The sequence below is a fragment of the Paenibacillus kyungheensis genome (assembly GCF_028606985.1).
Taxonomy (GTDB): domain Bacteria; phylum Bacillota; class Bacilli; order Paenibacillales; family Paenibacillaceae; genus Saccharibacillus; species Saccharibacillus kyungheensis.
Genome location: NZ_CP117416.1, coordinates 804926 through 824245, shown reverse-complemented (window position 1 = coordinate 824245; position 19320 = coordinate 804926). Strand labels below are relative to the sequence as shown.

16 protein-coding genes are annotated in these 19320 nt (G+C 39.0%); 7 read left to right on the top strand and 9 right to left on the bottom strand.

The window, feature by feature from the left end:
* Window positions 1–185: 185 nt before the first annotated feature.
* On the top strand, window positions 186–920 hold the full coding sequence (locus PQ456_RS03685) for an MBL fold metallo-hydrolase (RefSeq protein ID WP_273614909.1): 735 nt from the start codon (window positions 186–188) through the stop codon (window positions 918–920).
* A 38-nt stretch (window positions 921–958) separates the two neighbouring features.
* On the opposite strand, the gene PQ456_RS03680 is transcribed toward PQ456_RS03685, so the two are convergent.
* The 3 genes from PQ456_RS03680 to PQ456_RS03670 are packed head-to-tail and all read right to left on the bottom strand — an operon-like array spanning window position 959 to window position 4901.
* Window positions 959–1978, bottom strand: coding sequence for a FecCD family ABC transporter permease (locus tag PQ456_RS03680; RefSeq protein ID WP_273614908.1), 1020 nt, complete (start codon window positions 1976–1978; stop codon window positions 959–961).
* Window positions 1975–2928, bottom strand: a complete 954-nt coding sequence (locus tag PQ456_RS03675) for a FecCD family ABC transporter permease (RefSeq protein WP_273614907.1) — start codon at window positions 2926–2928, stop codon at window positions 1975–1977. The genes PQ456_RS03680 and PQ456_RS03675 overlap by 4 nt, the downstream gene beginning before the upstream one ends.
* Window positions 2929–2966: 38 nt before the next feature.
* Complete coding sequence (locus PQ456_RS03670; RefSeq protein ID WP_273614906.1) at window positions 2967–4901, bottom strand: AraC family transcriptional regulator; 1935 nt, start codon at window positions 4899–4901, stop codon at window positions 2967–2969.
* Window positions 4902–5168: 267 nt separating this feature from the next.
* Between PQ456_RS03670 and PQ456_RS03665 the strand changes: the two genes are divergently transcribed.
* On the top strand, window positions 5169–6176 hold the full coding sequence (locus PQ456_RS03665) for a hypothetical protein (protein ID WP_273614905.1): 1008 nt from the start codon (window positions 5169–5171) through the stop codon (window positions 6174–6176).
* Window positions 6177–6461: 285 nt separating this feature from the next.
* Entirely contained in the window at window positions 6462–7475 is a 1014-nt protein-coding gene (locus PQ456_RS03660; protein ID WP_273614904.1) for a nuclear transport factor 2 family protein, read from the top strand.
* Window positions 7476–7593: 118 nt separating this feature from the next.
* Here PQ456_RS03660 and PQ456_RS03655 read toward each other — a convergent pair whose 3' ends face one another.
* The 4 genes from PQ456_RS03655 to PQ456_RS03640 all read right to left on the bottom strand — a co-directional run bounded on the left by PQ456_RS03655 (window position 7594) and on the right by PQ456_RS03640 (window position 11230).
* Window positions 7594–7815 (bottom strand): hypothetical protein, encoded by a 222-nt coding sequence (locus PQ456_RS03655; protein WP_273614903.1) that lies wholly within the window; start codon window positions 7813–7815, stop codon window positions 7594–7596.
* Window positions 7812–8837 carry a nucleotide-binding protein gene (locus PQ456_RS03650; RefSeq protein ID WP_273614902.1) on the bottom strand — a complete coding sequence of 342 codons (1026 nt, stop codon included), beginning with the start codon at window positions 8835–8837 and terminating at the stop codon, window positions 7812–7814. The genes PQ456_RS03655 and PQ456_RS03650 overlap by 4 nt, the downstream gene beginning before the upstream one ends.
* Before the next feature lie 185 nt (window positions 8838–9022).
* The gene (locus PQ456_RS03645; RefSeq protein WP_273614901.1) at window positions 9023–10123 is read right to left on the bottom strand and encodes a glycerol dehydrogenase; all 1101 of its coding nucleotides are present in this window, start codon (window positions 10121–10123) and stop codon (window positions 9023–9025) included.
* A gap of 561 nt (window positions 10124–10684) precedes the next feature.
* Complete coding sequence (locus tag PQ456_RS03640) at window positions 10685–11230, bottom strand: TetR/AcrR family transcriptional regulator (protein ID WP_273614900.1); 546 nt, start codon at window positions 11228–11230, stop codon at window positions 10685–10687.
* Between the two features lie 119 nt (window positions 11231–11349).
* Between PQ456_RS03640 and PQ456_RS03635 the strand changes: the two genes are divergently transcribed.
* The 4 genes from PQ456_RS03635 (at window position 11350) to ppk1 (ending at window position 16381) form a co-directional block, all read left to right on the top strand.
* Window positions 11350–12360 (top strand): NADP-dependent oxidoreductase, encoded by a 1011-nt coding sequence (locus tag PQ456_RS03635; RefSeq protein ID WP_273614899.1) that lies wholly within the window; start codon window positions 11350–11352, stop codon window positions 12358–12360.
* A 394-nt stretch (window positions 12361–12754) separates the two neighbouring features.
* A complete protein-coding gene (locus tag PQ456_RS03630; protein WP_273614898.1) occupies window positions 12755–13690 on the top strand; it encodes a polysaccharide deacetylase family protein in 936 nt (311 codons plus the stop codon).
* A 150-nt stretch (window positions 13691–13840) separates the two neighbouring features.
* Window positions 13841–14068 carry a hypothetical protein gene (locus tag PQ456_RS03625; RefSeq protein ID WP_273614897.1) on the top strand — a complete coding sequence of 76 codons (228 nt, stop codon included), beginning with the start codon at window positions 13841–13843 and terminating at the stop codon, window positions 14066–14068.
* A 168-nt stretch (window positions 14069–14236) separates the two neighbouring features.
* Window positions 14237–16381, top strand: coding sequence for a polyphosphate kinase 1 (gene ppk1 / locus PQ456_RS03620; protein WP_273614896.1), 2145 nt, complete (start codon window positions 14237–14239; stop codon window positions 16379–16381).
* Here ppk1 and PQ456_RS03615 read toward each other — a convergent pair.
* Both PQ456_RS03615 and PQ456_RS03610 read right to left on the bottom strand, forming a co-directional pair.
* Window positions 16314–17870, bottom strand: coding sequence for a Ppx/GppA family phosphatase (locus tag PQ456_RS03615; protein WP_273614895.1), 1557 nt, complete (start codon window positions 17868–17870; stop codon window positions 16314–16316). The genes ppk1 and PQ456_RS03615 overlap by 68 nt on opposite strands.
* A gap of 344 nt (window positions 17871–18214) precedes the next feature.
* Window positions 18215–18868, bottom strand: a complete 654-nt coding sequence (locus tag PQ456_RS03610) for a type 1 glutamine amidotransferase domain-containing protein (protein WP_273614894.1) — start codon at window positions 18866–18868, stop codon at window positions 18215–18217.
* Between the last annotated feature and the right edge of the window lie 452 nt (window positions 18869–19320).

Here is a 19320-nt window from a genome sequence, read left to right as displayed (position 1 = left end):
TAAATATGTTACTTCTGGCTGTAGAGTGGTGTATTTTTTATGCTTTTTGGTAACAGAATCAACGTTAGATGAGTGAAGAAAACCTCTTTCTTTTACAAAAGACTTATAATTTTTTCAGAAAAATGAATATAGTTATTGATTAAACTAATACAATTAGTTTATAGTGTAACCAAGAGGTGATTGATATGAAAATAATTAGCAAGAACAACTTACATCAACTTATTTTTTTACCACGCATATTTCCCGTAAATTGTTATATCGTCGAAGAAGAGTCCAGTGTGACTTTAATTGATGCAGCATTGCCAAATAGTTATAAAGGTATTCAGCACGCGATTTCTCAGATCGGCAAACCGTTAGGCGCTATCGTTCTAACTCATATCCATGATGACCATGTCGGTTCATTAGATACATTACATCAGCTTTATCCTGATGTACCTGTCTATGTATCACAGCGAGATGCACGCTTAATGATTGGTGATATGAGCTTGGATGCAGATGAACCTCAGACTAAGATCAAAGGCAGTGTTCCCAAGCGTCTACAAACTCGCCCTTCTGTTTTGCTCCATGAAGGGGATCGAATAGGTTCTCTTCAAGTCATCGCCACACCGGGTCATACGCCAGGCTCTATTTCGCTGTGGGACACTAGAGATCAATCTTTAATCGCTGGTGATGCTTTGCAGACTAGAGGTGGGATTGCTGTGGCAGGTTCAGTACGTCTGACATTCCCTTTCCCTGCTCTGGCGACATGGAGCAAAGAACGATCTCTACAAAGTGCTCGCAAATTAGTAGCATTACAACCAAGTTTACTTGCTGTAGGTCATGGTGCGATGATCACCGATCCGTATCAAGCTATGCAAGATGCTATTCAGCATGCAGAACAACGTTTGCCTTCTTCCTTATCAATCAAACAATCGCTGTAATCGTAAAAGAAACGCCAAAAAACCGCACAGATCTAACTTCATCCTGTACGGTTTTTGCTTTTGTACTCACGCCATAATAAAAATAAAAAATACGGTGCTCCAATGACCGAAGTAACCAAGCCTACAGGGAACTCCAGAGGTGGCGCCAGAACACGTCCAATCACATCTGCTAGTAACATCATGATCGCCCCTACCAGTGCTGCTACTGGCACAAAATAACGATGACCACCAGATACCAAGCGCCTTGCAATATGAGGGCTCACCAGACCTACAAAGCCTACCATACCTACAACCGCTACCGAACCACTGGCTAATATCACTGTCAGTAACAGCAATATAGCACGCATCCACTCTATGCGTAATCCTAACCCTTTGGAAGATTCTTCGCTTAATCCGAAAATATCAATAGATTTTGCTAATATCCAGACAATAGGTACAATAATCAGAATAATAAGTGCTAATTGTATCACCTGCTCCCAATTACGTCCCCATAACGAACCATTTAACCATAAAAGAACGGTATTCGTATTCGCAGACGATTGTGTAATCAGTAATTGTACCAGTGTGCTTCCACAAGCACTCACCGCAATTCCGACCAATGCCAGCCGAAGAGGATCGACTCCATTTCGATAAGATAATAGATATACACAAAAAGCCCCGAGAGCTCCACCGACAAAAGCTGTTAGCGATGTCAGCCATGTACTCTGTATATCTACAGGCAAAAGAAGTAAAGTACAGACCGCTCCTAAAGCAGCTCCTGCGGAAATTCCTAGTGTATCAGGAGCGGCTAAAGGATTACGCAAAATGCTTTGTGCCACCAGACCAGACACTGCAAGCCCGCTACCTACTAAGATCGCCAGTATAATGCGAGGCAATCGATAATGAAAAATAATATAGGCTAGATCAGCATCTCCATACTGTGTAAATGCTCTGCCGATATCTTGCCAGCTTATATCGACAGCACCTACTTGAATACTTATCATAATCAAAACAAAAGTAGTCACAATAAGCCCGATCATGATCATACCATTCCGCTTTTTCCCGATAGAATGAATCATAATGAACTCCTGCTCTGCCGTCTAGCTAAATACACAAAATAAGGCGCACCAATTAGAGCTGTTATGATCCCTACAGGCGTCTCTGCTGGAAAATGTACAAACCGAGAACCGATATCTGCAAGCGTTAATAAAATAGCTCCAAACACTCCGGCAAAAGGAATCAACAATCGATAATCTGTTCCGATAAGATAACGTGTAATATGCGGTACGATTAATCCGACAAACCCAATCGGTCCAACAACAGAAACCGATATGCCTGCTAACAAAATAACGATCACACTACCAACCACACGTACTGTCCATATTTTCTGACCGAGTCCGCGTGCGATATCTTCACCTAGACTAATCAGAGATAACGAACGGCTAAGACCTATAGCCATGATCAAGCCAATAATGCTTACGATCGCTAATAATCTGAGTTCGTCCCATTTGACTCCTGCTGCTGATCCGGCAAGCCAGAACAATATTTTGCTAGCCGATTCTTCATTAAAGATTAACAATCCCTGTGTAAACGAAGATAGTAATGCTTGAATAACCACACCGATTAATGCCATACGGACTTCAACTTTGCCTCCGCGAATCGCAACACTCATTATTAATACAATCATCACTGTTAGCAATCCACCTGCAAAACCTGCTCCTGCTAGAATCCATCCATTGACAGCAGGTAAAACAATCGTACACAAGACGATCATAAAAGAAGCGCCTGCATTAATTCCAAATATACTAGGAGAAGCTAATGGATTACGGGTCAAAGCTTGCATAATACAGCCAGCAATACTGAGATTAGCACCAATTAGTATCACCGCTATTGCGCGCGGTATTCGTAAAATATGCAAAATAATATGTTCTTTGACTGTCGTAGAATAATGAAATACATAATCGATCACTGTCGGTAAAGAAATCCAGGACGAACCTATCATTAGCGAGAGCATCAACAACGTGATCAAGATTGCTAGACTCCCTACTGCTAAGATCAGCTTGTTGATCATTTAAAATAAGTAGTCGCTTCACTCATAATATGGTTCAATGCCGGGATACTGCGTTGTCTGGACCATTTGGCTAATTCAACTTCATGCGCTTTGCCTGTTTGCACAGCTTTTAATTGATTCCAGAGTAGATTGTCTTTTTGCCCTGCTAATACAGAGGGATCATCTTCATTAATCAAAATGAGTAGTTGATCAGGATCGATCGCTAATAATTGTTCTGTAGTCATTAGTTGACTTACTTCTTCTGCATCGGTCAAAGCATAATTCAGACCTAACGCTTGAAGAAATGAAGTATGAAATGCTTGATCTGTCCGTACTTGGAACGAATTGCTTGCTTCTTCATCAGCCGCAATAATAAGCACAGATTGATTGCTGTTAATCGTTTGCTTTACATTGTCCAATTGTTGTTGATGTTCTGCTAGCATCGCTGTTGTCTCATCTACTTTGCCCAAAGCTTCACCGATCGCCTGAGTAGAATTTATAATATCAGAGTAATTTGCTGTATCATTTTTGAAAACAATTGTAGGTGCAATCGCTGATAATTCTTCATATACATTGCTATGACGACTTGTATCTGCAATAATCAGGTCCGGCTCAAGGGTACGTATCACTTCCAAATTCGGTTCCGAGCGTGTACCTACAGATGTATATCCTTCAATATAAGCTAGCGTGTCTTGCGGGAACCGTTCAGGTTTATTATCATCTGCTACACCGACAGGTTTGACTTGTAGTTCTGCCACAGTCTGGGTAAATCCTTGCTCTAATACAACAATACGCTTCGGTTGATCAGGCACTTCAGTACTGCCAAGATCATGAGTGATCGTGCGTGTAGAGCTTTGCGTCGCATTTTCTTCACTTGCACTTTGTTTACTTGAAGCGGTCTGACTTGTTGAAGAAGCGGGAGCTGAACAAGCACCTAGTAAAAGAGTAAAACTCAGAAGCAGCATCAACACTGCTGAACGTCTTATCGGATTATGCATCATTAAAGAACCTCCACTTACTATAATGTTTTGAGAATCATTATCACTATAGCGGTGTCCATCTAACCCAACAATAGAGAAATCGGACATGTTGGATGTCATATTGAGACTTTGTACGTTCTGGCGATGTTGTTGACGATATCGTATCGGAGACAAGCCCATATACTTTTTGAACATACGACTAAAATAATATCCATCTTGATAGCCCACATTAATCGCAATATCTTGTAAGGTTAGCTCTGTCTGAGTCAGCAGTTCACTCGCTTTTTGCATGCGAAACTGAATCAGATAATCCGATGGACTTTGACCAATATCACTATTGCGGAATAATCGGGCTAAATGACGTGGACTGCATTCTAATATAGTAGCCAGCGAATCAATCGTAAGCGGAAGTTCATAATGCTCGTGAATATAACGAATAGCTTGCGAGACAAGATCTGTAGTTTTGTGCTGGTGACCTACGGTCTGTAACTGTTCCAAAATGTCATATACGATTTGCAAAAAAGAAGTACGGACTTGCAATTGTTGTAATGGATGAACATATGTCCATGCTTGGTGCAATTGTTTGATTTTATCGTGCAACAGAATAGGATGATGTGGTTTAAGTTCATAAGCAGTATCTAATACCGAATGATGCTCTAATAACGAGCGGGCAGATGAATTGGAGGTGAATAATTGTGGTTGATATAATATCAGATAGTATTCTAATAACTCGTCATATACTTCAATTTGAAAGATACTTTCTTTTCCACTATGAATAATATGAAATCGTTCTGTTGTGTATGTGTTATCATTGATCGTAATCAACGCATTCCCACGAACAGTATATAAAAATCCGTTTTCCGGTACATAATATGGTAGCGATAATTGCTTAGCTGTCAGTACATGATGCTGAACATCCATGACTTGAATAGAAGCTTGATTCCACAGCTTGATATAATGATCTAGATTCATGATTAACCCCTTTGAACAAACCTATTCTACTTGAATACCCATCTATACTTCTTTCTATTTTAATGATAATCATTATCAATTACAATCCATTTCATACTTTTACATCTTTCTATGATCTTAATCGCGAGCAAAAATGACATTGTATTTACTTTCGATTCACCTCAGATGAGCAAGGGTAGGGATATACATAAAGCTTTGGTATCGTTATTTTGTTGAATCTGATGTGGATATGTATTTATATTTTTCTATCGAGGAGAATGATCATTAATGAAATTATCCAATCCGATCACTATATCTGCTGTGAGCACATTGCTTGTTTTGCAGACGCTAGGATGTAGTCAACAACAGACATCTGCGCTCCCTACAGTTAATTCTTCATTTGAAAGCACGGCTGAACTTGCAGCTCCCGCTCAAAAAAGTACCACTAGCCAGGCATCAACACCTGCTTCATCTACAATCACTGTTGCTCATTTCAAAAAAATGCTAACAAGCAGTTCCAAACTTCCTCAAGCAGTCTCTTACCTCAAAAAGAATATTAAAAAAGTGACTCCTTCCACTGGTACTTTACTGGTTCTAACTTTGGAAAATGCTCAAAATAAATATCTGGATGCTTGGACAGATCAATATACCGAATCGATCCAAAAGAAATTAATGAATATGTATGCTTCAACCGGTGTATATGGTGATGAAAAAGTAGAAGATATGATCAAACGCACTACCGATCCAGCGCTTAAAAAGTTACTGTCCAACACTAAAAATAGCGGTTATCAAATTATCAATGTCGAAGGCTATTACATGCCTATTATCGACTATGATCAGTATGATGCGTATGACGACTATGTCACCAAAGATATTAATGATTATGTAGATATTATGGCTGAAGAGTCAGATGAACCAGCGTTGATGGATGCAGGGCTTGTGATCGGTTGGGATAAGTTATTAGTACGCACACTGGATATGGAGCAATTTATTTTAAAATATCCTCATTCTAATCGCCTATCGGTTATTCAACAAAATTATAGTTATGCTGTTTATACGGTATTCTATGGTGCAGACAACACTCCCCTATTTGATAGCACGTCCAAAACTATCGATCCTGATGCCAAAAAGCAGTATCTCGATTTGTTAAATGATACGGATACCGCAGAAGATTATCCGTCTAGTACACTTCTTAGTGACCTGCATGGATTGATGGATTTGGCAGCACAATCTAATTACAAACTGACATCCAAGCTAGAAGCATACCGAGCACAAGTTGCTCCTCTGGAATTATAGAACTTCCGCCAAAAGTGCAACATAACCTGTGATCTGACCGTCTTTGCTAGTATAGGGAGACGGTTTTTACTGTTTTGGATCAATCGTGAAAGTTGTCGATTTTGTCATTTTAGGGATATCATAGATAACTATGGGTAATAGAAAAAGGACACCATTCTACCGAATAGGTCTTTGACTTCGCAAAAATCTATTCTAATTGAATGTGTCGCATTCTACTAGCATATGCTAAAAGTGATGTTTGCTAAGCAAACGATTCTTCACTATTTATGACAAAGGAGTTTTATGATGAAAAAAATCAGTTTAATCCTAACCAGTATTTTGTTAATGTCTGCTCTTGCAGCATGTAACAGTAATTCCAGTACGACAAATCAACCTGCAACCACGCCTACTACTGAAAATACAGGCACAGGTAATCCATCAGCTACCAATCCAGAAGCAACGACACCGACAGAAGGTAGTACTTCTACTGATCCGGCTAGCACAGAGTCAGCTTCTGCTCAAAATGCTAAAATCGTAGCAAACAAAAAAGTTGTTGCGAGTATGTATCAAGATGTATTCAATGGGCATCAGACCGATAAAATAGATATGTATCTTGCAGATGATTACAAAGAACATGATCCTATGATTGCTACAGGTAAAGAAGCGTTCAAAACGTATATCGCTTCCTTTATCAAAGCGAACCCTGATTACAAAGTCAATGTCAAAGGTATGATCGGTCAAAATGATCTAGTTGCTGTCATGAACTACCCAATGGCTAATCCAGATGATCCCGGTCAAGCGGCTGTAGACATTTTCCGTGTAACTGACGGTAAAATTGTAGAGCACTGGAATACGGTTCAACCGGTAACAGGTGCTTCTAGTATGATCCAAAACCTACTACCAAGTGCGTCTACTAGCGCAGATGTTGCTGCTACCGATAAAGCAGTCGTAGCTTCTAATGCTCAATTTGTAAGCAACTTCTTTAACAGCTTTTTTGTAGAGCATAATACGGACGCAGCTTCAGGCGTTGTGAGTGAATCATTGGTTCAACATAATGTGAAAATGAAAGACGGTATTGAACCATTAGTGAACAACTATCTTGCTCAATTCCGCGCTAACCCAGATAGCACTGCTACTGTAGTTAATATGGTTGCAGAAGGGGACCTTGTATTGATCCAAAGTCAGATGAAAAAGAACGCTGACGATGCCGGTCAATCTGTAGTCCAAATCTTCCGCGTAGAAAACAATGAAATTGCTGAAATGTGGATGCTTTCTCAAGACGTCCCTGCCAAAACAGTGAATGAAAATGGTATGTTTTAAAAATATAACTGTTTCCCTATGATCTTTATCTATAATAGAAATTAAAAAAGCTTCTCCTTTTATAGGGAGAAGCTTTTTACTTTTGATCTATTTTTATGAAGTAAATTTAAGTTATTGCTTAAGCGAAAGAAGGCTTTTTATAATTGACATGTCCACTAATGACACGGTTATATTCTTGATTAGTTCCATCTGGCGCAGGTCCAATGTAAATGGATGAACTAGAATTGCTTGCAGAAGGCATAGATTTGGAATTGCGTAAAGATCTAGAATGAATATAACCTACATTAGAAAAAACACCTGAATTCGAAAATTTTCCTTTAGCTACATTTTTATGTCTCATTCCCATTCCCCTCCTATTAAATAATGTATAGTATCTAATAACTCTTCATTAGCATCTAAAATATCCCATAATTCTTGTTCTTTCAAACTAATCTGTCCTGTAATATGAATTGTCAAAACATATTGAGTTCCAATAGGATAACATAGCATATAAGTAGGTGCAACACGATTGCTCTTTTTCAAATAAGACCATTTTTGTTGTTTATAAGCGTCTACTACAGCAATTCGTGGTTCTTCTGCTTGCTTATGTTCATTAACATGATAAGGATAAAAAAAGCCTTGTCCTACGTCTCCACCAATTTGTTTTATCCCTTCATCTTGAGCTTGCCAAAAAGCAGTTCCTGTTACATAGTATTCTAACGGAATAGAGAATGATACTTTCAATGCACTGCACATATCGTCAAATTTCTCTCGCTTCTCCTCTTGCAAACTTTCTTGATTCATAATCAATAAGAAATGAAGAATTTTCTGCTTCTGTTGTAATTGCAACTTTTGATGTTCTAGTTCTGATTGAAGATTAATATACTTTCCAGAACGTTGAATGTATTTACTAATTTCACCACAAGCGATATCTACAGCGGCTGTCCAGTTGGAATCTGTACGATGTTCATAATGTAATGGAGTTAATCCTTGTAGATCAGATAACAAACGATATTGTTGTACTAACTCTTCTTTGTTAACTACAGGTTCGATATATTCAGGAAGAATACAAAATACTCTTTTACGTCCTAACTTCCCCCAAAATAAGCCCATTTCAAACAATGTATTATCACGAGTTGCAAAATAAAGCTGTCCGCGATGCTGAATAATATCATCAGGTGCAAAAATAAAAACTGCAAAATCACTGATATCTAACTGTTTTTCAATAGATTCCATTGTATACTCATTAGCAGGAAAAGCACCTGCGTACCATGGCGTCACTTGAGCATAATGACTTAACTGTGTATTCACTGCTCTTGCTATTTCAATAGATTCTTTAGAAGAACCAATAAACAAATTGGGTTTGCTAACAGACTCTAACAATTATTTTCCCCATTTCGAATAATAAATACCTTTTATACAATTATAACCCATAACACTTAATCACGCTATATCGTAATCCTATTCTATAAAATAATGTACAAAAAAAGAAGCTCACCTATTAGCTCAGGCAAAGCTTCTTTTTTGTGTATGGAGATAAAAATAGAATATATTATTCAAAAGGTGAATTATTTGTACGTATGAGCGATAGCATTAGCAGCTACAATCGCATTGTAGACATCATCTGGAGTTACAGGGAAAGGCATATGTCCCATCGTATCGTCTGGTGCACAAGCACTTTCAGCCACTTGGCGCCATTCAGCTTCTACAAATTCAGTCATACCTAAATCTTCAAGTGTCAATGGAAGACCTACTGCTTTGATCAAGTTGACTACTGTTTCGAGCTCTTCTTTAGGCGAGTTCTCTAACACCAATTGTGCTAACAAACCGAATGTTACTTTTTCACCATGTTGTGCACGGTGGATCGAAGGAACAGCTGTCATTCCGTTATGAATCGCATGAGCAGCAGCAAGTCCGCCAGATTCAGCACCTACACCGCTCAAATAGATTGTTGCTTCGATCGTATTTTCGACTGCTTTGGTTACTACTTTTTGTTGAACAGCTTTAGTTGCACTGACTGCATTATCAAGCAACATTTCATAGCATAATTTAGCTAATCCAAGTCCGGTAGCTGTTGGTTTCATCAATGCTAAGTTATCTCCATTAGAAGCATAACACGCACGAGCTTCAAAATAAGTCGCTAACGCATCACCGACACCCGCAGCGAAGAAACGAACAGGTGCGCCTGCAAGAATACCCATATCGGCAAGCACCGTATCCGGGTTATTAGGTAAGAATAAATATTCATCGAAAGAACCATCTTTTTTATAAATAACAGCAAGTGCTGTACAAGGTGCATCGGTAGACGCAATCGTTGGGAAAATAACTACAGGAAGCTGCTCATAGTAAGCAGTCGCTTTCGCTGTATCTAGTGTTTTACCGCCACCAATTCCGACAATAACGTTAGCGCCAGATTGTTTGACCAATTCGCGGTGACGCATTACTTCTTCTTTGGTACATTCATATTCAAATTTCTCAAAATGTGCTTTATGATTAGCTGCTGTAAATGTAGGTTCAGCTTCTGTTTGTGCACGTTCTAATATAAATTCATCACAAATAACATAAGCATGATCACCATAACCACGCGTATAATCATTTAATTTAGATAATAAATGCTGACCTGTAATAAATTTTCTAGGTGAAGTTACGGATCTGACGAAATCTGCCATAATGAACACATCCTTTTGGATAATTACAGTACCTTCTACATAAAAAAATTAATGTTCCTGACCGACATAGTGACCTTGCTACATAGTTTTCTACTGCTAAGCGCTGAACGTAAGATATTTTGCTTATGCAAAATCATTTTCTATAGAATCAGTAGATGTCGCGCTTTTACTGCCAAGCGCTGAACGTAAGATATTTTGCTTATGCAAAAATCATTTTCTATAGAATCAGTAGATATCGCGCTTTTATTGCCAAGCGCTGGGCTGTGATACTTATCACTACAGACAACTATACTCCTTCATTGATCCAAACCAAGTGAATTATGTCACTGACAGGTATAATTAAGTATGTTATAGTAAAGCGTTTACAATAGTTTATTTCTTTATTTTTACATCTAGTTTATCCCGTTTAGCAGAAAAAGAAGAAATATATTTACAAGCATATAGAAGAATAATTCAATACCTATGGATATAACAAAAAGCTGATTTCTACATACTAACATGGAATCAGCTTTTTAGCTTTTTGTTCTAAATTTAGAGTATTCTTCTAAAATAATTACTTATTTAAGATATTAAAATTGTACCTATCATCATATTAAAAAGGCGTTCAGCTCGTGATGCAGATGAAGGCTGATCGCCAAGCCATGCTAACGCAGCAACCAAAGAAAATAAATCTTCACCATCTATATCAACACGAGCCAAACCTTCTGCTTGAGCACGTTGAAGAAGTCTTCCTCCAGATGCCCGTAATGTGACGCATGAAGCATGAAGTGCAGACTCTGTATCTTCCATAGCTGCAATCATCACAGATACAACTCCTTGATAAATGCCTGTACATATAAAGACATCATGTAACCACGATACAAGGGCATCCTCGGCAGAATTCGCTTTTTCAAGCTCAGATGCCTTTGTAGTTAACTCATCAAATTGCGTACGTAGCAATGCTTCAAGTAGTGCTTCTCTAGTAGGGAAATGACGGTATAACGTGCCCAGTCCAACTTCTGCTTTACGAGCGATATCACGTAGTGAAGCGTCGGCTCCATTTTGAGTGATGACCGTATCGGCAACTGCTAGTATATGATCATAATTTTTTTTGGCATCGACGCGCATATCCTTCCTCCTTGACAATTGGAGCACTGCTCCGTATAATCATAAACGGATCACCGCTCCTTTTAATCGAAATGTGAATCAGGTAAGTATAACTCATCTATATGGAAGGGGAAAGTAAGATGTCTAAAGATACAATGAAAGCTATTCGTTTGCATGAATTTGGCGGTCCCGAAGTATTACATTATGAGGAAGCACCAATTCCACAGTTAAAATCAGGTGAAGTACTTGTGCGTGTTCATGCTGTTGGTATCAATCCTCCCGATTGGTATCTGCGTGAAGGTTATAAAGATCTTCCGCCTGATTGGCAACCACAAGTAGCTTTTCCACTTATTCTAGGATCGGATATATCAGGTGTTGTGGAAGCAGTAGCTATAGATGTAGACCATTTCTCTGTCGGTGATGAAGTTTTTGGTATGGTTCGCTTTCCAAGCGTAGGGGAAAGTGCAGCTTACGCAGAATATGTTGCTGCACCAGCTTCCGATCTAGCACTCAAACCAGCCGGTATTGATCATATACATGCTGCTGGCGTACCTATGGCTGCTCTTACTGCTTGGCAATTTTTAGTGGATTTAGGGCATGATGAAGCCAACCCATTTCAATCTTATTCCCATCATCCGGTGCCGCTTAAAGGTAAGAAAGTACTTATCAATGGGGCTGCAGGCGGTGTAGGGCATTTAGCATTACAATTAGCGAAATGGAAAGGCGCACACGTTATCGCAGTAGCATCTACTAGACATGAATCGTTTCTTCGTGAACTTGGAGCAGATGAATTTATAGACTATACCAAAAATAAACCTGAATACAGTGTCCACGACATTGATCTTGTTCTGGATACGCTCGGTGGTCCTACAACGGGTCGCTTTTTACGTACAATTCAACGTGGAGGTGCTTTGTTCCCCGTCTTTTTGGGCTTCTCTGATGAAGAGGAAGCTACAAATCTAGGCATCACAGTATCAACGACTCAGGTACGTTCGAACGGCTCACAACTAGCAGAGCTAGGGCAATTACTGAATAGCGGAAAAGTTCAGGTGGCTATCGACAGTACGTTTGCACTTGCAGATGCTCGTCAAGCTCATGAAAGAGCTACCAGCGGACATATTCAAGGCAAGATTATATTAACAGTGCTGTAACACAACAGCTCTAATAATTATAGGTACACTGTCCCAAAATCCAAATCATTTTATAGCCTATTAACCAATTTTACTCCGAACCCCCTCAAACTGATACAGATGCCTATAGCCTGCTCACTTCGAAAAGTGTTGAGACTATAGGTATCTTTGGGCTATAACCAGATTAATATGGCTCTAAAATAGCAGTGTAGGAAAATGTAAATGGTAAGATATAGTGCAGATCAGAGTAGCTAGTGCTCCTAAGATAGAACTACAGCACCATAAAATTTTATTATGATTTAGCCGATGTTATATATAGAAACAAAGATATCTAATTCATAATATCACTCTTAGCTTTACTTTATAAAGAAGTGACATTTATATTGCCAAACTCTTAGAAAGGAGAATTACAGTTATGCGGGCTCGACATTTATTTGTACTCATGCTCTATATTTCAATCGCATTTGTGATCACGTTCTACATACTTAGCTTAAAGTATCCGCATGCCTCAGCTTTTTCTTATAAGACTTGTAAAGCTTCCTATGATACCAAAAATGATTTGTTTGCTAATTTGCTCAATGCTGGTGAAGATAATGTGGCTTCAGCTTCAGAGTCGATCAAAACTGCTCCTAAAGGCAAAGCTGCACGTATTCCTGTATTGATGTACCATTATGTCGTACCTGAGAAATACAATGTAGAAAAGAAAAATAATGCTCGGATGAGCTTAGAATCTTTTACCAAAGGTATGAAATATCTACACGATAATGGCTACAAAACAGCCACTTTGTCCGAGCTAGAGCAATATGTGAATGGAGAAATTCAATTACCTGAAAAGACGGTTGTCATTACATTTGACGATGGATACCAGAATAATGTGGTCTATGCGTATCCCGTATTGAAGAAATATGGATTCCACGCTTCGATCTTTATAGTAGGAACTAAGCTCAAAAGCAAAACACAAAAATTTCTACCTAAAGAAAAAACAACGATTTCACGTAAAGAAATGAAAGCGACCAAAGATGTATTTGAATACAATAGCCATACGTACAACCTTCACTACAAAAATACGATTCAATGCGGAGATACTGCGGCGGTCGGTCTAGAAAATGATCGTCTTAAAAACGATATTGAATTAATGAAAACCAAAACAAAGATCGATACGCCTTACTTTGCTTATCCTTATGGAGAGTATCAAGATCAGATGATCTATACGTTACGAGAAAATGGATATCGTATGGCATTCACAGTTAGACCTGGCTTTGTTCATCCGGGTGATGATTTGATGCATTTACCACGACTAAATGTCAATTCGCATACCGAACTAAAACATATTCTTCATCTAAAAGATTAAACCCAAATACCTGACATCTACGATGCGTTTGACGCCAATCATGTAGAGATCAGGTATTTTTTTCATACCCACTATATTATCAAAACGAATGTATAAGGGTAATATATATTGAAAGTAAGCTATGTAATTATTCAAAGGAGCCTACACTTGATGACATTAGCAGAATGTTTGAGTCATTTACATCATGATTTATTACTTGTGAATATGCACAAGCCCGGTTATCTTACCCGTTCTGTTGCTGAATTGCAAAAAACGATCCCTCCAGACCAGTTGCATGAGGACGGTTATGAACTGCGTACTCATGGCTTTAACTTTGGACGTACTCAGAAAAAAGCGATTGGCAAAGTAGGCGGTCCTAATTTGTGGAACGAATGGTAATTCGCTTTTACACAGCGTTAACAATTGAACGTTATAATGACTCTATACGAGTTGTTTTGACACCTTATGACAAAAGTATTTGCATACCCCACATTTGGTATTCCGCATACTGCACGTTACACTAGATTAGAGAATATGATTGGATAACAATGATTAAGCGGAGGCATTATGGAAAACAAACATGTAAACCATCCTACTCATTCAAGCTATATTAACCGTGATCTAAGCTGGATCGAATTCAATAGTCGAGTACTGGAAGAAGCGCAAGATTCAGAAGCTCCACTGTTAGAACGTATCAAATTTTTGGGGATTGTGTCCCGTAATTTAGACGAATTTATGAGTGTACGTGTTGCTGGGATTCGCAATCAAATCAAAGAAGGCTATCTCAAAAAAGATTTTACCGGCTATACTCCGTCTGGTCTATTCAAGCGTCTGACCAAAAAAGTAGAAAAAATGGTTCATACTCAATATCGTACATACCGCGAACTTATGCGTCTACTTGGCAAGCAGGGCATTACGGTCAATCGTTATACCGATCTTAGTGCCACTCAGCGCAAAGCGGCAGATACGTATTATGAAGATGTAATTTTCCCTGTACTTACACCGATGGCTGTCGATCAGAGTCGCCCGTTCCCGCTTGTTCATGGACTGAATGTGTATTTGTCTGTCGTGCTTGAACATGGAGGTAGAGAACCGATTACTGAAGATGAGCATGATGCTTTTTATTTTGCAATTGTTCAGATTCCATCCAATCTTCCTAGATTGGTAGCACTACCTCACCGTCAAAACAGTAAAAAACAACAATACATTATGATTGACGAATTAATTTGTCATCATATTCATACATTATTCGGCGGATATCAGCCTGTAGGCGTGAATGCTTTCCGTCTGACACGTAATACAGATCTGGATATCAATGAAGAAGAAGCAGAAGACTTATTAGAAGAAATCGAGAATAAATTACGTAAACGTCGTCGTGGTGCTCCTGTACGCCTTGAAGTGGAGAAAGATTTTCATCCATTTGCTCTTCGAATGTTGCAAGAAGAATTCGACGTATCTGAAGCAGTGTACGAAATCGATGGCCCGCTTGATCTTGGATTTTTGTTGCCATTTTCAGATTCGGTGCAAAATCATGAATCGTTACGTTATCCGCCAGAAATTCCGCGTTATGCACCAGAATTTCCAGAAGGTAGCGACACCGACTTTTTCAGCGTCTTAAAAGAACGCGATGTATTGTTATATCATCCATACGAATCATTTGATGTGATTAGTGATTTTATAGAACAAGCTGCTGAAGATGATGATGTGATGGCGATCAAAATGACATTGTATCGGGTCAGTGGTCGCTCTTCGATTATTCAGGCACTTGCCAAAGCTGCTGAATCTGGCAAACAGGTTACAGTAGTGGTAGAACTGAAAGCAAGATTTGATGAAGAACGTAATATCGCTTGGGCACGCACACTGGAAAAAGCAGGTTGTCATGTAGTCTATGGTCTGGTTGGACTCAAAACACATGCCAAATTAATTCTAGTGGTACGCCGTGAAGCAGATGGGCTCAAACGTTATATTCATATCGGTACAGGTAATTACAATGCTTCTACAGCCAAATCATATACAGATATCGGTCTGTTAACGATGAATCCTCATATTGGTGAAGATGCTTCTGAAGTGTTCAACCATATTACAGGATATACAGAAAGTCATGAATGGCAAGCTGTCGCTGTCGCACCGGATACGATGATGAACAAATTTATCGAATTGATCCAGCGTGAAGCCGAACATGCACGTAACGGCAGACCTGCACGCATCATTGCCAAAATGAACTCATTATCTAACCAACAGATTATTGATGAACTATATATCGCTTCTCAAGCAGGAGTAAATATTGATCTCATTATACGTGGAGTGTGCTGTCTACGTCCGGGTGTAGTTGGTCTGAGTGAGCGAATTACAGTTCGCAGTATCGTCGATCGCTATCTAGAACACTCCCGTATTTACTCTTTTGAAAATGGAGGCGATCTTGAGATCTGGTTATCCAGTGCAGATTGGATGACTCGTAATCTCACTCGTCGTGTTGAGCTGATGTGTCCATTATTCGATAAAAGCACAAAAGCCACTATGCAGCGCATTCTGGATCTTATCCTTGCGGATAATATCAAAGCCAGATTGCTACTACCTAGTGGCAGTTATGAGCGATTTGATAACGGAAAACCTCCGTTACGCAGTCAATTCAAAGCGTGGGAAATTAACTCTTGGAAACCATATGTACCACCAGTCTCACTCTCACGTCCCACTCCTTCTCCAAATCTCTAACTGCTTCTGTAATTTCATGTGTTTCCATAGAGGCTTCGGTATGACAGTGAACTGTCAGCTCGAAGTCTCTTCCTTTGCGTACAGCGACCAAGCGATCCACAGGTTGTGTCTCACTTACATCCATCGCAGCAGCTAATTGCAATACAGCGCCTAAGCGGCGAATACGCTCTTCGTCTTTGGGATGAAGAATATCGGCATACTCTGTCGAGATGCGTCTTTTTTTGATTTTGCCTTTGCTACCAAAAATAGCGATAAAAGCAACTAGAACCGTTTCCCGGTGATTAAGTCCAGCTACTGCACGAGTGGTCAGCAAATAACGGGTATGTTCTTCAAAGTCATGATAACCAATTTTCATACCTACCCGATACAATAACGAAGCGGTACGTAATATTTTGCGATTAGAAACGTCTTCCTGACCTTCTCCAAGCGCTTCATATAGTTCAGAAGATAACTGTTGTACCCAGCGTAAATGGCGTTGACGTGGCAAAGGCTCTCCATGTAGCGCTGCACCAATCTCATACTCTAATACATCTTCGACAATCACATTATCTTTACCGCGTTCCCATTCAAAAAACAATCCATCCCGTAACCCTGTTCCACTAATCACATAATGCGAACAATGCATATACCGGAATAATGTATTTAAAATAATAACGCCCGGTACAATAATATCACTGCGTGTTTTGGATAGACCCGCAATACGCTTACGTTGATCATTACTCATCGCAGGAAGCTGTTGATAGTAATAATCCGTATCTTCTGCTTCTAATGTATAATGGTGAATCTGTTCCAGCGAATATTTTAATTTGCGTTGATGCATTTTACCTACAGCACGAATCGTTCCTCCCAGACCGACCATAGGAAGATCAGGATATTGACTGATCCAATCATGCTTTTCTGCGGCATCCAGTACCAGTTGTTGCAGTTCATTAACAGACGATTCATCCCAGCGTCCTGTCGTTTCGTTACCAAATCGCACATTCATATTGACAGCTCCGAAAGGGAAAGACACTGTAGAGACGCGAGCCCGATCGCGGAACAAAGTGACTTCTGTACTTCCGCCGCCAATATCAATAATATATCCATCTTCGATATCAATTCGGTTCACTACCCCGATAAAGCCATAATGCCCTTCCATTTCACCGGGTAATAACTCGATGGTAATTCCAGTTTCACGATTCAAATATTCAATTACTTCTTTGCCATTGCTAGCGTTGCGTATAGCCGCTGTAGCGACAGCTCGAATCTCTTCTACTTCATAAGCAGCACTGACATCAGCAAACTGCTTTAAAACAGGCACGATGACACTGACTGCTTCCAGTGGCATATCTCCTTGAGGAGTAACAATAGCACTGAGTCTAGCAGATTCCCGGCATTCTTTAAGAACCTGATATCCACCACCATTGCCTGTTTCATAAATAACCAGTCGAATCGAGTTCGATCCTATATCCATAATGCCTACACGGCGACGTTCTTCCTGTTCTTTCATGGTAGCTCCTCCTGACCTGTACAAGCTTCTATTTACAAAATATGAATCATATCTTGATTACAGTTAAAGTCAGTCTATCTTATTTGCATCATTGTCACAATCGTTTTTCGATTAAACCTGTGTACATATTTACTTACGTAGTTATTCAAATTTTGTATGGATAGTATATTTTTTATAGAATATCTTTCTAACCGATAAAATCTAATCCCTATAAATATCCGCAACATATAGTTTGATGTAATAAAATAAAAAAAGCGAAAATCCTCAGATAACATCCAGAGAACTTTCGCTTTTGTATATTCACTATCTATTATCTACTTAGTAGAACGTATAGCGATTAGAAATTATAGCAATTCAAGCATCGCTTTCGCTGTGCTTTCACTAGAAGCAGGGTTTTGTCCTGTTACTAATTTACCGTCAACGATTACATGATCTGCAAAAGCAGAAGCGGCTACAAATGCTGCACCTTGCTCACGCAATTTGCTTTCAAGTAAGAAAGGAACATATTTCGTCAATTTCACCATATCTTCTTCTTCATTAGTGAAACCTGTAATGTTTTTGCCTTGTACATAGTAGGTACCGTCTGCTTTTTTCACATCGACAAGAGCACCAACACCATGACATACAGCACCAACTACGCCGTCATGAGCTTCTGTATCATGAATCAATTGAGCGATTACTGGGTTGCTTGCAAAATCGACCATAGGACCATGTCCACCAGCAAATAATACGCCATCAAAGTCGCTTACATTGACGTCTGCAAGAGCTTTAGTGTCTTCAAGCATATCAGCTACCGATTGCAATTCCGCAGGAATCCCGTCTGGAATAGAGTTTTTATCGATGGTTACTTTACCGCCTTTAACCGATACGATAGTAGGTTCTACGCCTGCATCTTGAAATACATGATAAGGTGCAGCCAATTCTTCTAACCATAGTCCTGTAGGGTGTCCGTTCATTTCTGTAGCACTTGTCGCTACTAACAATACTTTTTTAGTCATATTAATCGACTCCTCTATTTATATTTAGAAAACATCAGTTAATGATTTCTGTTTTAGATTATGAACTTTTATACATAATACATATTTAGCATTATACAACTTTTTTGTGCACAATCAAATTTTTAGCAAAAAAATTTTGACTATAATCAATAAACAAGATTACTTTAGCATCTTCGTCCTTTATTACTTTACCCTTAAATCAAAGATGTCAAACGATATACATAAAAATGATTACTTATCATGTTTGTTATTTTATACTTTTTGTTACAAGTCATCCTATCTCCACCAGAAGAACATATCTAATACACTGTGCAAAAAAGATTCTATTTTTTTCTCTCTTTTTCGCTTAGATCCTTTTGTTTTTCGTCGCATACTTTATTGTCTCCTTATTCGCTTTATATTACTTTTTATTAGGATACAGCTATGGTAGCAAAAAATAAACAGATTAAAGG